The 17,205-nt window shown below is 70.0% G+C and carries 14 protein-coding genes and 1 pseudogene; 7 read left to right on the top strand and 8 right to left on the bottom strand.

From position 1 onward, the window contains the following. Positions 1 to 81: 81 nt before the first annotated feature. Positions 82 to 1,446: a dipeptidase gene (locus ACFYY1_RS38395; protein WP_388594127.1), complete on the top strand. Its 1,365-nt coding sequence runs from the start codon at positions 82 to 84 to the stop codon at positions 1,444 to 1,446. A gap of 169 nt (positions 1,447 to 1,615) precedes the next feature. Next, the gene (locus ACFYY1_RS38400) at positions 1,616 to 2,326 is read left to right on the top strand and encodes an MBL fold metallo-hydrolase (protein WP_388594129.1); all 711 of its coding nucleotides are present in this window, start codon (positions 1,616 to 1,618) and stop codon (positions 2,324 to 2,326) included. Here ACFYY1_RS38400 and ACFYY1_RS38405 read toward each other — a convergent pair. Continuing rightward, positions 2,285 to 3,322, bottom strand: a complete 1,038-nt coding sequence (locus tag ACFYY1_RS38405) for an NUDIX domain-containing protein (RefSeq protein WP_388594131.1) — start codon at positions 3,320 to 3,322, stop codon at positions 2,285 to 2,287. The two genes, ACFYY1_RS38400 and ACFYY1_RS38405, sit on opposite strands and share 42 nt — an antisense overlap. Before the next feature lie 818 nt (positions 3,323 to 4,140). Between ACFYY1_RS38405 and ACFYY1_RS38410 the strand changes: the two genes are divergently transcribed. Continuing rightward, the gene (locus ACFYY1_RS38410) at positions 4,141 to 4,428 is read left to right on the top strand and encodes a hypothetical protein (protein ID WP_388594133.1); all 288 of its coding nucleotides are present in this window, start codon (positions 4,141 to 4,143) and stop codon (positions 4,426 to 4,428) included. 520 nt (positions 4,429 to 4,948) lie between these two features. Here ACFYY1_RS38410 and ACFYY1_RS38415 read toward each other — a convergent pair. Together ACFYY1_RS38415 and ACFYY1_RS38420 are read right to left on the bottom strand one after the other, a co-directional pair. After that, positions 4,949 to 6,274 carry a glycerophosphodiester phosphodiesterase gene (locus tag ACFYY1_RS38415; protein ID WP_388594136.1) on the bottom strand — a complete coding sequence of 442 codons (1,326 nt, stop codon included), beginning with the start codon at positions 6,272 to 6,274 and terminating at the stop codon, positions 4,949 to 4,951. Next, the gene (locus tag ACFYY1_RS38420) at positions 6,271 to 6,501 is read right to left on the bottom strand and encodes a hypothetical protein (RefSeq protein WP_388594139.1); all 231 of its coding nucleotides are present in this window, start codon (positions 6,499 to 6,501) and stop codon (positions 6,271 to 6,273) included. Before ACFYY1_RS38420 ends, ACFYY1_RS38415 begins: the two co-directional genes overlap by 4 nt. Positions 6,502 to 6,530: 29 nt before the next feature. Between ACFYY1_RS38420 and ACFYY1_RS38425 the strand changes: the two are divergent. Both ACFYY1_RS38425 and ACFYY1_RS38430 read left to right on the top strand, forming a co-directional pair. Further along, a pseudogene (locus tag ACFYY1_RS38425) lies at positions 6,531 to 7,016 on the top strand (transposase family protein); the annotation flags it as partial. 147 nt (positions 7,017 to 7,163) lie between these two features. Continuing rightward, positions 7,164 to 7,481 carry an integrase gene (locus ACFYY1_RS38430; RefSeq protein WP_388594141.1) on the top strand — a complete coding sequence of 106 codons (318 nt, stop codon included), beginning with the start codon at positions 7,164 to 7,166 and terminating at the stop codon, positions 7,479 to 7,481. A gap of 114 nt (positions 7,482 to 7,595) precedes the next feature. Here ACFYY1_RS38430 and ACFYY1_RS38435 read toward each other — a convergent pair whose 3' ends face one another. The 3 genes from ACFYY1_RS38435 to ACFYY1_RS38445 are packed head-to-tail and all read right to left on the bottom strand — an operon-like array spanning position 7,596 to position 10,766. Then, a complete protein-coding gene (locus tag ACFYY1_RS38435; protein ID WP_388594144.1) occupies positions 7,596 to 8,519 on the bottom strand; it encodes a carbohydrate ABC transporter permease in 924 nt (307 codons plus the stop codon). Continuing rightward, on the bottom strand, positions 8,516 to 9,430 hold the full coding sequence (locus ACFYY1_RS38440; protein WP_388594146.1) for a carbohydrate ABC transporter permease: 915 nt from the start codon (positions 9,428 to 9,430) through the stop codon (positions 8,516 to 8,518). The genes ACFYY1_RS38435 and ACFYY1_RS38440 overlap by 4 nt, the downstream gene beginning before the upstream one ends. Before the next feature lie 46 nt (positions 9,431 to 9,476). Further along, positions 9,477 to 10,766, bottom strand: a complete 1,290-nt coding sequence (locus ACFYY1_RS38445; RefSeq protein WP_388594148.1) for an ABC transporter substrate-binding protein — start codon at positions 10,764 to 10,766, stop codon at positions 9,477 to 9,479. 327 nt (positions 10,767 to 11,093) lie between these two features. On the opposite strand from ACFYY1_RS38445, the gene ACFYY1_RS38450 reads away from it, so the two are divergent. Further along, a complete protein-coding gene (locus tag ACFYY1_RS38450) occupies positions 11,094 to 13,079 on the top strand; it encodes an NPCBM/NEW2 domain-containing protein (protein WP_388594166.1) in 1,986 nt (661 codons plus the stop codon). 84 nt (positions 13,080 to 13,163) lie between these two features. Here the strand turns inward: ACFYY1_RS38450 and ACFYY1_RS38455 are convergent, their stop codons facing one another. Next, positions 13,164 to 14,120: an ROK family protein gene (locus tag ACFYY1_RS38455; protein ID WP_388594151.1), complete on the bottom strand. Its 957-nt coding sequence runs from the start codon at positions 14,118 to 14,120 to the stop codon at positions 13,164 to 13,166. 180 nt (positions 14,121 to 14,300) lie between these two features. On the opposite strand from ACFYY1_RS38455, the gene ACFYY1_RS38460 reads away from it, so the two are divergent. Then, on the top strand, positions 14,301 to 15,329 hold the full coding sequence (locus tag ACFYY1_RS38460) for a LacI family DNA-binding transcriptional regulator (RefSeq protein ID WP_388594154.1): 1,029 nt from the start codon (positions 14,301 to 14,303) through the stop codon (positions 15,327 to 15,329). Between the two features lie 309 nt (positions 15,330 to 15,638). Here the strand turns inward: ACFYY1_RS38460 and ACFYY1_RS38465 are convergent, their stop codons facing one another. Continuing rightward, on the bottom strand, positions 15,639 to 16,937 hold the full coding sequence (locus ACFYY1_RS38465) for a DUF6986 family protein (RefSeq protein WP_388594157.1): 1,299 nt from the start codon (positions 16,935 to 16,937) through the stop codon (positions 15,639 to 15,641). Positions 16,938 to 17,205 lie beyond the last annotated feature (268 nt).

Here is a 17,205-nt window from a genome sequence, read left to right on the forward strand (position 1 = left end):
GTCCTGCATGCGACGCCGCACACTCGGTGCACATGTGGCCGGATTCGTACACATAACGTCGCACCCACGAGGAGCGTGCCCATGACCGCCCGTCCGGTTTCCGAGACCATTGCCTCGCTGATGCCCCGCGCCAAGGCGGAGCTGGCCGAGTTGGTGGCCTTCCAGTCGGTGGCGGATCCCGCGCAGTTCCCGAAGAGCGAGTGCGAGGCGGCCGCCAACTGGGTCGCCGACGCGCTGCGCGCCGAGGACTTCCAGGACGTCGCCCTGCTCGACACCCCCGACGGCACCCAGTCGGTCTACGGCTTCCTGCCCGGCCCGGCCGGCGCCCCGACCGTACTGCTCTACGCGCACTACGACGTGCAGCCGCCGCTCGACGAGTCCGCCTGGCTCTCGCCCCCGTTCGAGCTGACGGAGCGCGACGGCCGCTGGTACGGGCGGGGCGCGGCCGACTGCAAGGGCGGCTTCATCATGCACCTCCTCGCCCTGCGCGCCCTCAAGGCCGACGGCGGCGTCCCGGTCTCGGTGAAGGTGATCGCCGAGGGTTCCGAGGAGCAGGGCACCGGCGGTCTGGAGCGGTACGCGGAGGCGCACCCCGAACTGCTGGCCGCCGACACCATCGTCATCGGCGACACCGGCAACTTCCGGCTCGGCCTGCCGACGGTCACCGCGACGCTGCGCGGCATGACGATGCTGCGGGTCACCGTCGACACCCTCGAAGGCAACCTGCACTCCGGGCAGTTCGGCGGCGCCGCCCCGGACGCGCTGGCCGCGCTGATCCAGCTGCTGGCGTCGCTGCGCGCCGAGGACGGCACCACGACCGTCGACGGGCTCGCCACGGACACCGAATGGGACGGACTGCAGTATCCGGAGGCCGAGTTCCGCAAGGACGCGAAGGTCCTCGACGGGGTCGGGCTGATCGGCACGGGCACCGTCGCCGACCGCATCTGGGCCCGGCCCGCCGTCACCGTCATCGGCATCGACTGCCCGCCGGTGGTCGGCGCGACGCCGTCGCTCCAGGCGAGCGCGCGGGCGCAGATCAGCCTGCGGGTCCCGCCGGGCCAGGACGCCGCAGCGGCGACCGAGCTGCTGACCGCCCATCTCAAGGCGCACGCCCCGTGGGGCGCCAGGGTCGCGGTGGAACAGGTCGGCCAGGGCCAGCCGTTCCGCGCGGACACCTCCAGCCCGGCGTACACGTCGATGGCCCAGGCGATGGAGGCCGCGTACCCGGGCGAGAAGATGCAGACGTCCGGCATGGGCGGCTCGATCCCGCTCTGCAACACCCTCGCCGCCCTGTACCCGGAGGCCGAGATCCTGCTGATCGGCCTGAGCGAGCCGGAGGCGCAGATCCACGCGGTGAACGAGAGCGTGTCGCCCGAGGAGCTGGAGCGGCTGTCGCTCGCCGAGGCGCTGTTCCTGCGGAACTACGCGGAGTCCAAGCGGGCCTGACCGCACGCCGTACGATCCGGAACCCCGCGGCCTCCCGGCGCATTGCCGGGCCGCGGGGTTCCGCGCTGTCGGCGCGGTCGTACGTCCGCTCGGCCGCTACGCGCCGAGCGAAGCTCGCCCAGAGCGTAGATCCGTCCGGAGGACGGGCACCTCCCCGTACGTTCGCCGTATGGATGTCGTCGAAGTACTCCCCCAGTTGCACATGTTCCGCTTCCCCATCGGCCAGGCGTACCTGTGGCAGGACGGTGCGGACCTCACCCTGATCGACGCGGGCGACATCGACGCCGCGCCCGCGATCGAGGGCGCTGTGCGCGGTCTCGGCCTGGACCCGGGCCGGATCGGCCGGATCGTGATCACCCACGGGCACTGCGACCACTACGGCGCCGCGCAGGAGCTCGCCGACCGGCACGGTGCCGAGATCCTCGCCCATGGCCTGGACGCGGCGGTGATCCGGGGCGAGGAGGTCATCGCCGATCCGGTACTGCTCGACTGGGAACTCCCGCTGTGGGAGCACGCGCGGACCGTTCCCGCCGCCCCGCCGACCCGGGTCGACCGTGAACTGGCCGACGGCGACGACCTCGGGTTCGGCTCGGGGGCGCGGGTGGTCCACGCCCCCGGCCACACCCCCGGCTCCATCGGCATCCATCTCCCGCGCCACGGCGTGCTGTTCACCGGGGACTGCGTGGCCGGGGTCGACCGGGTGATGCTGGGCGTCTTCAACATCGACCGGGCGCAGGCCGTGGCCTCCTTCCGGCGGCTGGCCGCGCTGGAGCCGGCCACGGTCTGCTTCGGCCACGGCGAACCGCTGACCGCGGACGCCCCCGCACTGCTGCGCGCCTCAGCCGACGGGGACTCCGGCCTCCAGGTTGAGCACGGCTGACCGTTCGCGGGCGCGCAGCGCCCAGCGCAGCCGTTCGTACCGGGTCGGAGGCAGCATGGTGGCCGCCTCCGTCTCGGTGACGAACCGCCAGCCGCGCAGTTCCGAGCCGGGCAGCAGCAGCCGCTGCGCGTCCGCGCCGGTCAGCAGGCCGCCGTCGAACAGGAGCCGCAGGCCGCCGTAGCCGGGCGGCCGGGGCGCCTCCCAGTCGACGACGAGGAGTTTCGGCACCCGGTCGAGCCGGATGCCTATCTCCTCGGCCACTTCACGGATCCCGGCCTGGGCCGGCGCCTCGCCGGACTCGACGACTCCGCCCGGGAATTCCCAGCCGGGCTTGTACGTCGGGTCGACGAGCAGCACCCGGTCGTGCTCGTCGAAAAGCAGCACGCCGGCCGCCACGGTCTCCGCGGTCGGCTCGGGTGTCTGCACGATCTCGCACGGGGTGGCGGCACCGCTGCCGACCGCCTCGGCGATGCGCCCGGCCGTCTCGTACGGGGTGAGCGCGCCGGTGTCGATCGCGTAGGCATCCTGGGTGAGCCAGCCGAGCGCCGCCCGGTACGGCTCGATGTGCTGGCGGGCCCACTGCCGTACCCGGTCGCTGTGCGCCGGATCGTCGGGATACTCCACGCGGTCGGCGATCCGTTTGCGCAGGATCGTTTCCTCAGGTGAGAGCAGGACATGGTGCACCGCGATGCGCCGGGAGGCCAGCCCTCCGAAGATCTCGTCGCGGTACTCCTGCCTCAGCAGGGTCATCGGCACCACCAGCACACCGGGCACCTCGGCGAGCAGGGCCGCCGCGGTGTCCACCACCAGCCGCCGCCAGATCGGCAGGTCCTGGAAGTCCGTCACCTCGGCGAGTCTCTTCTGGGGCAGCAGCTGCCGCAGCCCCGCACCGACCAGCGCGGGGTCGTAGAAGGTGCTGTGCGGGATCAGATCGATCAGTTCACGCGCGGCGCTCGTCTTGCCCACGCCGAACGCACCGTTGATCCAGACGATCACGGTTCCCCCTCTTCCGTAGCCCCCTGTGGCTTGCCCGCAACACCCTGCCGCGAAAACCCGGTTGTGGCGATGCCTGTTTCCCGGGCGGAACCGACGGCTGTCCGGCGCCGGCACCCCCGGCAGCTGCGACAACCTCGGGACGGCTTACTGGTGATCACAGCCCTTCCACCCCGCCATCGCAATTTCATCACCACCGGAATATTTGAATCCTGGACGCCTGCCGGGACCGTTACGGTCATCTCTCCACGAGCAGCACCAGGGGGACATATGCCTCAAAGCCGGCAACCGCCGTGGGGGCCGCCGCCCCAGCCGACCGGCAACAACCCGTACGGAACGCCCGTTCCACCGGACCGCCGTCCGAAGTGGGCACGGAAGCGCATGGTGATCCCGGCCGCCGTCGTCCTGTTCCTCGTGGGCGTGGGCATCGGGGCCGCGGACGATCCCGCCGACCGCCTCGTGTCTCCACTTCTCTGCCCATACTCCATGCAGGTGGTGTGGCCTCTGGGGCGTCACCCCCGAAGAGGGACGGCGTCAGGGGGGACGTCATGGCTCGGGCCTGACCGCCGACCGCTGACCTGCGGAATTGAGCAGACTTCTACTCAAGATGCTGGAGAGGGCATGTGCTACTAACGTGATGCCTGTGAGAGTCGCAACCGGGGCACGCCTCGGGCGGCAAGATTCCGGAAGGACCGGAACCAATGCGCGGCGAGACGTGCTCCCGCTTGGAGCTGTGACCTCTGCGAACCGCACCGTATGTCTTGCATGCGCTGTGGCCACCCGCCTTCGATCTTCGGTGGCGGAAGGAAAGGTAGAGACTCATGCGAGCACCTCATATCAAGCGTTCCTTCGCTGTAGCCGCCGCCGGTCTGATGCTGGCTGGTGGCGCCGCCGTTGGTGCCGCAGGGACAGCTGTGGCCGCCCCTGCCCACACGACCTCCGCGGCTAGCCACTCCTACGACCGGTGCGGCTGGTGGGATGACTGCGACGGGTACGGATACGGCAACTGGTACGGATACGGCAACGGGTACGGGTACGGCTTCGACAACGGGTACGGCCCCGTAGCCATATTCGTGGTGGGCGTACCCGGTGGCTACGGCGGATACTGAGCCAACTCAGGGAGAGGTGAACTGGGTGCTGTCCCGTTAATGATCTACGACATGGTCGTTGACCTGCCTGTTTCTTCGTTACCCGGCAAGGGTGAGGTTGTGCGGGCAGGCGATGCCCTTGAGGCGGCAGTAGCGCAGGATCTTCCAGGCCCAACACCTTGGGGTCGCCGCCACCGGCGTGGTTCGTGCGGCCCCAGCCGACCATGTGCACCTGGTCGGCTTTCGCGATCATTCCGTGGCAGAGGGGGCCGGGCAGGTCCGCGCAGCCGTCGCAGACGATCCGGACCGTGGCATCGGTGCCCTTGGTCACGGTGTGGTGCACGATGCTGCCGTTGAGCGGGCCCCACGCGCCGCGGGAGTTGCGGTTGCGGGTGCGCCAGTTGCCGACCTCGACAACGCGCAAGCCCTCCGCGCGGAGGGCGGCGAGAACTGCGGCGGCGGACAAAGGTGTGGCCATCAGGCCTCCTGGCATAGGAAAAAGCCCCGTCCACGCGGCACGGGGCTTTGGGGTGGTTGAGGGTCAGGGGGTGCTGATGCTCACGATGTTGATCAGTCCGGAGGCGCTGGCGTTGTAGTTCCGGCCGACGAACACCGACCACGGCACCCGGTACGCCTTGTCCGTAACCGTCGTGGAGACGCCCGCCTCAGGTACGGACACCGTGATCTGAGTAGTCGTGACGACGCAGCGCAGAGTGTAGACGGTGCCTGCCGTGAGAGTGGTACCCGCTGCGGTGTTGGCCAGCTGGGTGGAAGTGCTGGCAGCGGCGTCGTCGCGGTAGATCCGCAGGGAGCCGGAGTTGCTGACCTGGACGGTGTACCCGTTGTGCAGGATCTCGGCCGCGGTCAGCTTGGTGGGTGCGTCGTCGGCGCCCAGGTGGAGGGAGAGCAGCGACCAGCCGGCGCCCCCGGCCGTCGGCACGCTGAACCGGACCTCGAAGGTCCCGGTCGGCGGCGTGGGACTGACCTCGCCGGCGAGAAGTACCTGGGTGTCGGTCGAGGAGGTGGGTGCGGGGAGAGGGATGCGGCCGCTGGAGTCGAGGACGGGGCGGGTGTTGCCGGATGGTGCCCAGCCGAGCCCCCAGAACCCGGTGTTCGTCGACGTGGCCGTGCGGCGCGGTGCGCGGCCGGATACGTAGCCCGGGTAGTCGGTGACGATCCCACGGCAGCCAAGGGCGAGGGCGCGGTCGCGCTGCACGCGTCGGGTCTGGGTGTGCGCCCACACCCCGATCGGCGGGGCCGCGGCCACCGCGGCGGCTATCAGCGTGTCGGACGCGGCGATATCGACGTCCAGGACGTCGGCTCCTGCAGCGACGAACGCGCCGAAGTCGTCGCCGGCCATCTGTGCGGCGGACCGCCACAGGTGAGCCCTGCACCCGGCCGCCCGGATGAGCGGTACCACCGCCGGATCGTTCGTATTGATGAGCACGGAGTCCTGCAGCCCCCGGTCCAGGATCAGGCGGGCCAGCACCTGTACCCCGGCCGGGTCCTTGGCCTCCACGGTCATCACCCGCACCCCACCGAGCTCGTCGAGGACCTGGGCAACCGTGGGCACGCCGAGGGCAGGCGACGCGGCGGCGAACCATATGGCGGGGTCGGCGCGGAGCTGGAGCCACTGAGCGAGCCCGAACGCGGCCACCGGTCCGGAGCGGCCGGTGGTGCGGTCGACGGTCGCGTCGTGCATGAGCACGGGTGTGCCGTCGGCGAGGACCTGCGTGTCGAGGTCCAGGACGTCCGCCCACAGGGTCGACGAGCGGAGCGCCTCCAGGCTGTTCTCCGGGCTTTCGCCCGCGCCGCCGCGGTGGGCCGAGTACAGGATGTCGGGCAGGGTGTCGAAGGTGTTGGTCACGTTTGCCTTCCATAGATCATGCGGACTTGTGCGGCAATACTGCCGGTGCCTGTGAGGCGCCGGGCTTGAACGTCGAGGGTGAACTGCTCGCCGATCTCTACGCCGTCGATGATGTCGGTGACGTCGAGCCCGGATCCGGCCGAGACCGATGCACCCCAAGCGGTGCCGTCGATGGCGAACTGGACGTCACCGGTTGCTGTGCCGACGACAGCGGTGTGGGCGAACACCCGCAGCTTCGGCTGCCACTTGAGGTTGTACCCGCCGCTCCGACGCCGTGGAACGGCTGTGGATCGTGGACGGCACCCTGACCCTGGTCCGCGACCGGAAGATCGGCGCCTTCTCACGCAACCGCCGGTTCTCCGCGAACGTACAGGTCATCAGCGACGCAGACATCAAACTCGTCATCGCGACCGCCCTGCCGGTGCCCGGCAACACCGCTGATGCCAAGGCATCGCGGGACTCCGGACTTGCAACGATCTGTCAGGACGTGACGGTGCTCGCCGACGGCGCCCACACCAACACCGGCCTCGTCATCCCACACCGGAAACGACCCGGGCGCCCACTCCCGCCCGGCCAGGAAGCGGACAACGCCGAACATCGACACGTGCGGGCCCGCGTAGAGCACGCCTTCGCCCGCATGAAGCACTACAAGATCCTCCGCGACTGCCTGCAACGCGGCAACGGCCTCCACTACGCAGTCCGAGCCGTCGCCACCCTCCGCAACCACGCCCTGGCCGCGTGATCCACAACGTCACAGAACCCGGCTCGGTCCGCCCAGCCGCAACCTTCTGCAGCACGCTCCAGGGGCGAGACGAATGTTGGCGGCGGGGCGGTCAGGGCGTGGTCGTGGAATCAGCACTGTGGGAAGAAGGCTCTGTCCGCAGCTGGGGTGATTGCCGCGCCGAAGGCTCGCCCCAAGGGCTCCAACGCCAATCTCGCCCATGGAGACACCCGGGAGTTCGGCTTCCATGCGATGCGGCACACCTACGCGCCGGTCCAGCTGGACGCGCGCGAGTCGGTCGTGTCAGTGTCGAAGTGGCTTGGCCATGCCGACCCCGCGATCACGTTGAGGGTCTGCGCGCACTTCACGCCGGAGGCCGACGGGCGCGACAGGGCAGCGATGGATGCCTGGTTCGAGGGTGCCACCGAAGCTGATTCCCAAAAGATCTCCCCAGATTCTCCCCAGGCCCCAGTAGTGGCGGGGTGAGCCCCCTGCCACACATGCCGACCGCCTCGGATCAGGCCGAGTTCGCCGGTGCATCAGAGCATCGAACGGATCTCGTCGGAGTCGGTTCGTGAAGGTGTTCTCGCAGGTCACCCCCTAACCCTTGCCGGACCCGAGGGTGAGGCCCGCGATGAAGTGGCGCTGGAGCAGCAGGAAGACCACGAGCGTGGGCAGGGCGACGATCACCGAGCCCGCGGCGAGCAGGTTGTAGTCGGTGAAGAACTGGCCCCTGAGGTTGTTCAGCGCCGAGGTGATGGGGAGCTTGTCGCCGTCGGAGATGAAGACCAGCGCCCACAGGAAGTCGTTGTACATCCAGGTGAACTGGAGCGTGCCGAGTGCGGCCAGGGCCGGACGGCACAGCGGCAGGGTGATCCGCCAGTACCGGGTCCAGACGCCCGCGCCGTCGACGACGGCGGCCTCCAGGATCTCCTGCGGCAGGGTGCGCATGAAGTTGGCCAGGACGAAGACGCAGAAGCCGAGCTGGAATCCGATCTGTACGACGACGACGGCCCAGTACGAGTCGAACATCGTCATCGAGTCGGACATCCAGTAGGGCAGCGGGATCCGGTTGAACACCACGTACAGGGGCGTCACGATCACCTGCTGCGGCAGCAGGTTCCCGGCGGTGAAGAGCATCAGCAGGACGAGTCCGCCGCGCATCTTCAGGCGCGCCAGCGCGAAGGCCACGAACGAGGCGAGGAAGAGGGTGACCAGCACCCCCGGGACCGCGATGATCATGGTGTTGACGAAGTACTTCGTCATGCCGGAGTCGGCGAACGCCTGGCGGTAGTAGTCCAGGGAGAGATGGCGGGGCAGCGAGAAGTAGCCGTGCTCGGCGGTCTCGTCGTACGGCCGCAGCGACGCGTACACCGCGAGCAGCAGCGGGGCGAGGAAGGCGAGGGAGACCGCCATCAGGAAGGCGTGGACCCCGATCCGGCCGGGGCGGGTCCGGCGCCGGGCGGCACGGGCCGGCGGCGCGGGCGGTGCGGCGGGCGGGGCCGGGGCGGCTTGGACGGTCAACGGTTCTTCTCCCCTCGGAGCTCCTGGACCAGGTACGTCACGACGAACCCCAGGGAGACGACCAGCAGGACGACGGCGATGGCGGAGCCGAAGCCGATCCGGCTGGCCTCACCGATGATGTTGTCGGTGACGAGGACCGAGAGCAGTTCGAGTCCGTTGCGGCCGTGGTTGACCGCGTACACGATGTCGAACGCGCGCAGCGACTCGATGACGGTGATGACGCCGACGATGACGTTGACCGGCCGCAGGGTGGGCAGGACGATGCGGAAGAAGGTCTGGGTCTCCCCCGCCCCGTCGATCGCCGCGGCCTCCTTCAGCGAGGGGTCGACGGCCTTGAGCCCGGCGAGGTAGAGGATCATCACGTAGCCGGTGTGCCGCCAGGCGGCGGCGAGCATGACCATCCAGATGTTGAGGTCCGGGTCGCCGAGCCAGTCCGTCGGTGAACCCGTGTCGCCGATGACCGCGTTGAGGGCGCCCTGGTCGCGGGAGAAGACCAGCTGGGCGATGAATCCGACCACGGCGAGGGACAGCACGACGGGCATGTAGAGCGTCGACTGGTAGAAGCGGCTGAAGCGCACCCCCCGGTCGATGAGCACGGCCAGCAGCAGTCCGAAGGGGGTGGCGACCAGGCCGAGGAAGGCGAGCCAGAGCAGATTGTGCCGGGCCGCGGGCCAGAACTGCGGGTAGTTGGTGAAGAGGTTCTCGTAGTTCTGCGTACCGACCCACTTGATGTCACCTATGCCGTCCCAACCGGTGAAGGACAGCGCCACGGAGGCGAGGGTCGGTCCCCAGACGACGGCGAGGTCGAGCAGGACGGGTATGCCGAGCAGCACACCGAGTACGGCGAGGTCGCGGCCGGTGAACCGCCGCGAGACCCGCCGTCCGGTGCGCCGGGCCGGGATGAACGACACGGTCGGTACTCCAGGTTCGGTCGGATGCCATCGGGGTCGTCCGGGGTCAGTCGGCGGCGAAGACGGTCTTCTTCTGCCGTTCGATGTCGTTGACCAGGCCGTCCACGTCGTCCGGGTCGCTGATGAACTTCTGGATCGCGGGGATCATGACCGTGGAGGAGAAGTCCGGCCTGGTGTCCCGGTCCAGGAACTGGGAGATCTGCTTCGCCCCGGAGACCAGCTCCACGGCCTTCTTCTGGAGCGGTGAGTACGTGGAGATGTCGGCCTGGTCGCTGACCGCGATGTTGTTCGGGTCGCTCTTCAGGTAGATGTCCTCGGCCTTCCCGGTGGCCAGCCACTTGAGCAGGTCCTTGGCGCTCTCCAGGCTCTTGCCGTTCTTGAGGTTCTTCGACTTCTTGGCCAGCAGGAAGCCGTCGATGGGGGCCTCGACGGCGTCCCGCCCGTGTGCCGGGTCGATCTCGGGGAAGGGGAAGAAGTCGATGTCGCCCTGTTCACCCTTGGGGAACTGGGCCCCGGGGTGCGGCAGTCCGAGGACGGCCATGCCGGCTTCCTTCTTCTGGAGGCTGTTGGCGGCCTCCTGCCAGGTACGGCCGTTGGCGCCCGGCTGGCAGTACGGCAGGAGCCGGCGCCAGGTGTCGAAGACCTCCCGGACCCGTTTGTCGGTCCAGGCGACCTCGCCCGCCATCAGGCTCTTGTGGAATTCGTAGCCGTTGGTCCGCATGTCGATGTAGTCGAAGGTGCCCATGGCGGGCCAGCCGTCCTTGTCGCAGAACGCGATGGGGTCGAGCTTGTCCTTCTTCATCTGTTCGGCGAGCGCCACGTATTCGTCGAGCGTCCTCGGCGCCTGATAGCCGCGGTCGGCGAACAGGCTCTTACGATGGAAGACGGCCCACGGATAGTAGTAGTAGGGCGTGAGGTACTGCTTGCCGTCCGCTCCGGTGGACTGGGCCTTCAGCGCCGCCGAGAAGCCCTGGTAGTCCTGCCAGTTGTCGCTGATGTCGTGCAGCAGTCCTTTTTCGGCGAAGAATTGCATCCGGTATCCGGCGAACCACATGAAGACGTCGTCCGGTTTTCCCTGGAGATACCTGTTGATGTTCTCTTGAAAGGTGTTGTGGTCGACGGTGTTGACCTTCACCTTCCGCCCGTCGGACTGTGCCTCGTACGCGGCGAAGGCATCGGCGAACGCCTTCTTCGGAACCGGGTCGGAGGAATTCGAGCCCAAGGTGATCGTCTTCCCGTCACCCCCGGGGCCGCTCCCGCAGGCGGCGAGCAGCGCGGGCAGCGCCACCGCTCCGGCACCAACGGCCGCACCACGCAGCAGACTCCGCCGTGACATCCGATGTCCTGCGACACTGCCCGGCACACCTGACCTGTCGTAATCAGACTGCGTCATGCCCCGCTCCTTCGGAGATGCAACCCAACACAACCGAACGTGCGATTGGATCTCACCCCCAACTGATGGAGCCGTCAAGGGTTTTGACGAGATGCCGGGCAACCGGCGCCACCCCTCTTCCAACACACTTCAACACGCCCTAACGTAATCGCACGCCTTGGCGTGCACATGCTGTCATCCGATCATGGACGAGTATGGAGGAACGTAACGATGCGTCATCTTCCAACCCGTACAACCCGAACCAGCCGTCGTGGAGTCATCGGAGTACTGATGGCCGGGCTGCTGTGCGCCGCAGGAACGACTGTTCCCGCCGCCGCGAACTCGCCCCTCACCGAGCCCGCTCCCCTTCACACCGTGAATCAGCAGTCCGGAAACGGCCTTGCGCTCACCCCTCCGATGGGGTTCAACAATTGGAACTCGACGCACTGCCGAGCCGAGTTCGACGAGTCGATGATCAAGGGAATCGCCGACATCTTCGTCGAGAAGGGCCTCAAGGCGGCGGGCTATCAGTACGTCAATCTCGACGACTGCTGGGCGAAGCCGCAGCGCAATGCGGACGGAAAACTGGAGGCCGATCCGCAGCGCTTCCCGAACGGCATCAAGGCCGTCGCGGACTATGTGCACTCCAAGGGCCTCAAAATCGGCATCTACACCAGCGCCGGCACCAAGACCTGCGACAGCGTGGGTCTCCCCGGAGCACTGGGTCATGAGTTCAGCGACGCGCAGCAGTTCGCGGACTGGGGCATCGACTATCTGAAGTACGACAACTGCAACAACCAGGGGGTCGACGCGAAGAAGCGTTATACGACGATGCGGGACGCACTGGCGGCGACCGGCCGCCCGATCGTCTACAGCATCTGCGAATGGGGCGAGAACAAGCCCTGGGAGTGGGCCGGCGAACTCGGCAACCTCTGGCGCACGACCGGCGACATCAACGACAGCTGGGGCAGCATGCTGTCGATCATGAAGAAGAACCTGCCGCTCGCGGCCGCCGCCGGCCCGGGGCGCTGGAACGACCCCGACATGCTGGAGGTCGGCAACGGCGGCATGACGGACACGGAGTACCGCACCCACTTCTCCATGTGGTCGGTGATGGCGGCGCCGCTGCTCATCGGCTCCGATCTGCGCAAGGCGAGCGCGGAGACCTTCGAGATCCTCTCCAATCAGGAGGTCATCGCGGTCGATCAGGACCCGCTCGGCAAGCAGGGCACCGTGCTCTCCTCCGTCGGCGGGCGCTGGGTGGTCGCCAAGGAGATGCAGGACGGCAGCCGCGCCGTCGCCCTCTTCAACGAGACCGGCAGCGCCCAGCGCATCGCGACCACGGCCGCCGAGGTGGGGTTGCCGCAGGCCGACGGGTACACGATGCGCGACCTGTGGGAGCACAGGTCGTACAACACCGCGGGCACCCTGGCCGCGACCGTCCCGGCACACGGGACGGTGCTGCTGCGCGTCGCCGCCGACGACAAGTGGGCCGCGCAGCCGCCCGCGGTGGAACTCGGCCTGGACTCCCGCCCGTTGGTCGAGGCAGGGCACACCACCACGCTGACCACCACGGTCACCGATCTGGGCCGCACCCCGGCCCGGAACGTCTCGGCGCAGCTCACCGGCCCCTCGGGCTGGCAGGTGAAGGCGGTGTCGCCGACCGGTTCACCGGCTCTGACCACCGGCCGCTCCCTGGCCACCCGCTGGCAGGTGACGGCCCCCGCGCAAGCAACGGGTGCGTACGACCTGACCTTCGCCGTCCGGTACCGCTCCCCGGCCGGCACCCGGGTGGACTCCACGGTCCCGCTCCGGGCCCATGTCGTGGTCCCGCCGCCGGCGGGCGTCGGCTACCTGAGCGATCTGCCGCAGCTCTCGGCGTCCAACGGCTGGGGCCCAATCGAGAGGGACACCAGCAACGGTGAGAGCGGTGCGGGCGACGGCAATCCGCTGACGATCGGCGGCGAGGTCTTCGCCAAGGGGCTCGGCGTGCACGCCGACAGCTCCGTCGAGTTCTACACCGGCGGGGCGTGCGGCACCGTGACGGCGCGGGTCGGGGTCGACGACGAGAAGGGCACCAGGGGAACGGTCGCCTTCGAGGTCTGGGCCGACGGTACGAAGGTGGCGTCGACCGGCGTGCTGACCAACGCGATGCCCGCCCAGCCGCTCACCGCCGATGTGAGCGACGCGCAGGTGGTACGTCTGGTGGTCGGCGACGGCGGGGACGGCGTCGATTCCGACCACGCGGACTGGGCGGACCTCCGGATCACCTGCTGACGGGGACCGCGGTGGCGGCGACGCCACATGTTCGACCGTCGGGCGGTTTCCGGGGCACGTGCTCTGGAAACCGCCCGGCGCCGGTCAGCCCCGGGCGGCCACCGCGCCGCCCGGACCCACTCGCGTCGCCGCCGCGGCCGCGCCGACCAGGCCCGCGTCGGTGCCCATCACCGCCGGAGCCACCTCGATCCGCCGGACGAAGGAGAGCGTGGCGTACTGGCGCAGGGCCCGGCGCAACGGCGCGAAGAGGATGTCGCCGGCACCGGCCACTCCCCCGCCGATCACCGCGATGTCGATCTCGACGAGCGTGGCGGTGGCGGCGATCCCGGCGGCCAGCGCCTGTGCGGCGCGCTCGAAGGAGGCGACGGCGACCGGGTCCCCCGCACGCGCCGCGGCGGCCACCGCGGCGGCCGAGGCATCGCCGTCCGGTCCGGGCCGCCAGCCGCCCTCCAGCGCCCGGCGTGCGATGTTGGGCCCGCTGGCGATGCGCTCGACGCAGCCGCGCGAACCGCACGGGCAGGGGTCGCCGTCCAGCTCCACGCAGACATGACCGATGTGCCCCGCGTTGCCCGTGGGGCCGGGGTGGAGCCTGCCGCCGAGGACGAGGCCGCCGCCGACACCGGTCGACACGACCATGCAGAGCGCGTTGTCGTAGCCCCGGGCGGCGCCCAGCCAGTGCTCGGCGGCCGTCATCGCGACCCCGTCGCCGACGAGCTCGACGGGCAGCCCGCCGACCGCCTTGCCGACCCGTTCCACCAGCGGGAAGTCCCGCCAGCCGGGGACGTTGACCGGGCTGACCGTACCGGCCGAGGCGTCGACCGGCCCCGCGCTGCCGATGCCGACCGCCGTCGCCCGCCCCCACAGCGGGGATCCGGCCAGCTCGGCGAGCACCTCCGTCACGGCCCCCATCACCGACTCGGCGCTCTCGCGGGCGGGCGTCGGCCGCTGCGCCCGCGCGAGAAGCGCGCCGCCGCCGTCCACCAGCGCGGCGGCGATCTTGGTGCCGCCGATGTCCAGCGCGGCAACGAGGTCGGTTTGCATCGGTGTGGCTCCGTGAGTAGAGGGCGGGGACCTGCGGCTTCCGGGAACAGTCTGCCCAGTCTCCATTCAGCTGACAACGTTGTCCAGGGCCTATGCTCGTCGGCACAGCCTCCGGCCGCCCCCGTGGCATCTGCCATGGATCCGCCGGACCGCCCGCACCCGAGGACAGGACAGCGCACCGTGGCCGAGACCGCCCGTCACTCCGAGACCCGCTACGGCAACCGGCCGACCATGAAGGACGTGGCGGCCCGCGCCGGAGTGGGCCTCAAGACGGTCTCGCGCGTGGTCAACAGCGAGCCGGGGGTCACGCCCGACACCGAGCGCCGGGTCCAGGAGGCGATCGAGGCGCTCGGCTTCCGGCGCAACGACAGCGCCCGCGTCCTGCGCAAGGGCCGCACCGCCTCGATCGGCCTGGTCCTGGAGGACCTCGCGGACCCGTTCTACGGGCCGCTGAGCCGCGCCGTGGAGGAGGTCGCCCGCGCGCACGGCGCCCTGCTCATCAACGGGTCGAGCGCCGAGGACCCGGAGCGCGAGCAGGAGCTGGTGCTGGCGCTGTGCGCGCGCCGGGTGGACGGGTTGATCGTGATCCCCGCCGGTGACGACCACCGCTATCTGGAGCCGGAGATAAAGGCGGGTGTCGCCACCGTCTTCGTGGACCGCCCGGCGGGCCGGATCGACGCCGACATGGTCCTCTCCGACAGCTTCGGCGGCGCGCGCGAGGGGGTCGCCCATCTGATCGCGCACGGCCACCGCCGGATCGGCTTCATCGGTGACCAGCCGCGCATCCATACCGCGACCGAGCGGCTGCGCGGCTATCACGCGGCGATGTCGGACGCCGGGATCACCGTCGAGGACTCCTGGGTCTCGCTGGGCTCCACCGAGCCCGCGCGGGTCAGAGCTGCCGCCGAGGCGATGCTCGCGGGCCCGGAGCCGGTGACGGCCCTCTTCGCGGGCAACAACCGTGTGACGGTCACCGCGGTCCGGGTACTGGCCGAGCGGGACCGCCGGGTCGCCCTGGTCGGCTTCGACGACATCGAGCTCGCCGATCTCCTCGGTATCACCGTCATCTCCCAGGACGCCGCGGCCGTGGGCCGGACGGCGGCGGAACACCTCTTCCGCCGCCTGGACGGCGCGGACCATGCCCCGGCTCGGGTGGAGTTGCCGACCTCCCTCATCCCCCGCGGCTCCGGCGAACTGCCGCCCGTCTGAGCGGGACGGACGGGCCCGGGGACCAGAGCGAGTACGCGGCCGCCGAGCGCGCTGTGCGGCTCCCGGCACCTTCGATCCCGCCGAGGCCCTCGACGCCCCGGCCGGATGGGACACCCGGGTCCTGGTCCTCGCGGGCGAGCCGGACGGCGCTCCGCCGCCCCGGGTCACGGCCGCGGTCGCGGGGCTGTTCCCCCCGGGCGGAGCTCGCCGTCCAGCCGGGCGCCGATCACTTCCCACGGCTCGACGACCCCCGGCATCTCACGGGGATCGTCGAGACCTTCCTGCGGGGGTGACGGTAGGGGCGGGGCCCTACGGCGCCGTCACCGTCAGTCCCCCGCGCCGCGGCGAGGCGAAGGCGTCCAGGTCGTCCCGCGTCAGCCCGGTCAGCCGGGCGACCTCGGCGGTGTCCAGGGCGCCGCAGTCGATGCCGCGCAGCAGATAGCCGCTGAGGGCCTTGGCGGTGGCGGGCTCGTCCATGACGTCGCCACCGGCCTTGGCCACGTACGCGGCGAGGCGGGCTGCGGCCTGCTCCAGGCCCTCGCGGTAGAAGGTGTAGACGGCCGCGTAGCGGGTCGGCAGGTGGCCCGGGTGCATGTCCCAGCCCTGGTAGTAGGCGCGGGCGAGGGCGCGGCGGGTGAGACCGTAGTGCAGCCGCCAGGCCTCGTGGACCTGGGGCGTGGGGCCGACCGGGAGGACATTGGTGGAGCCGTCCGAGACCCGTACGCCGGTGCCGGCGGCGGCAACCTGCATGACGGCCTTGGCGTGGTCGGCGGCCGGGTGGTCGCTGGCCTGGTAGGCGGCGCTGACGCCGACGCAGGCGCTGTAGTCGAAGGTGCCGTAGTGCAGGCCGGTGGCCCGGCCCCGGGCCGCGTCGATCATGCGGGCGACGGCGGCGGTGCCGTCGGCGGCGAGGATGGACTGGCTCGTCTCGATCTGGATCTCGAAGCCGAGCCGCCCGGCAGGCAGGCCGTGCGCCTGCTCGAACGCTTCGAGCAGCCGGACGAAGGCCGTGACCTGCTCGGGGTACGTCACCTTGGGCAGCGTGAGGACCAGTCCGTCGGGAAGGCCGCCGGACTGCATCAGTCCGGTGAGGAAGACGTCCGTGGTGCGGATGCCCCGGTCGCGTACGGCAGCCTCCATGCACTTCATCCGGATGCCCATGTACGGGGCCGCCGTACCGTTCGCGTACGCCTGCGAGACCAGCCGGGCGGCGCGGGCGGCGGACTCGTCCTCCTCCGCGTCGGGGCGGGGTCCGTAGCCGTCCTCGAAGTCGATGCGGAGGTCCTCGATCGGCTCGCGCTCCAGCTTGGCGCGCACCCGGTCGTGGACGGGCCCGGCGAGTTCGTCCGGGATGCCGAGCACGGCGGCGAACGAGGCGGCGTCGGGGGCGTGCTCGTCGAGCGCCTCCAGTGCCTGGTCGCCCCAGGAGCGGATGGTGCCCGGCGCGAACGTGTCGCCGGGTACGTAGACCGTGTGGACCGGCTGCCGCGTACCCGGGTCCCCGGGGTAGCGGCGTGCCAGCTCGGCGTCGACCGCGGTGAGGGAAGCGCTGATCTCCTCGCTGACCGCACCTGCGAGGCTCGTTGCCACCTTCTCCTGCTGACCCATTTCCACACCTTCCACAGTCAACGCTGTTTCCGCTTCCCGGAATCAACAATCCGTATAGTGAAGTTATAAGGCCGTCGGACCTGCGTCAATGGTGACTGGAAACGGTCCGGGGCCGTGTGGTGCGTGTGCACCACACGGCCCCGGACCGTTCGATGAGGGATGTTCCGGCCCCTGGCCGGGGTCAGCCCTTGCGGGACCTGACCTCGTCGGTGAGCTGGGGAACGACCTGGAAGAGGTCGCCGACCACGCCGTAGTCCACGAGGTCGAA

This window comes from Streptomyces sp. NPDC001890, from assembly GCF_042891445.1.
GTDB lineage: Bacteria > Actinomycetota > Actinomycetes > Streptomycetales > Streptomycetaceae > Streptomyces.

Coding starts and splice junctions, on each gene's coding strand:
- ACFYY1_RS38395 (WP_388594127.1), top strand. CDS start 82: ATGACCGCCCGTCCGGTTTCCGAGACCATTGCCTCGCTGATGCCCCGC.
- ACFYY1_RS38400 (WP_388594129.1), top strand. CDS start 1,616: ATGGATGTCGTCGAAGTACTCCCCCAGTTGCACATGTTCCGCTTCCCC.
- ACFYY1_RS38410 (WP_388594133.1), top strand. CDS start 4,141: ATGCGAGCACCTCATATCAAGCGTTCCTTCGCTGTAGCCGCCGCCGGT.
- ACFYY1_RS38445 (WP_388594148.1), bottom strand. CDS start 10,766: ATGTCACGGCGGAGTCTGCTGCGTGGTGCGGCCGTTGGTGCCGGAGCG.
- ACFYY1_RS38450 (WP_388594166.1), top strand. CDS start 11,094: ATGGCCGGGCTGCTGTGCGCCGCAGGAACGACTGTTCCCGCCGCCGCG.
- ACFYY1_RS38455 (WP_388594151.1), bottom strand. CDS start 14,120: ATGCAAACCGACCTCGTTGCCGCGCTGGACATCGGCGGCACCAAGATC.
- ACFYY1_RS38465 (WP_388594157.1), bottom strand. CDS start 16,937: ATGGGTCAGCAGGAGAAGGTGGCAACGAGCCTCGCAGGTGCGGTCAGC.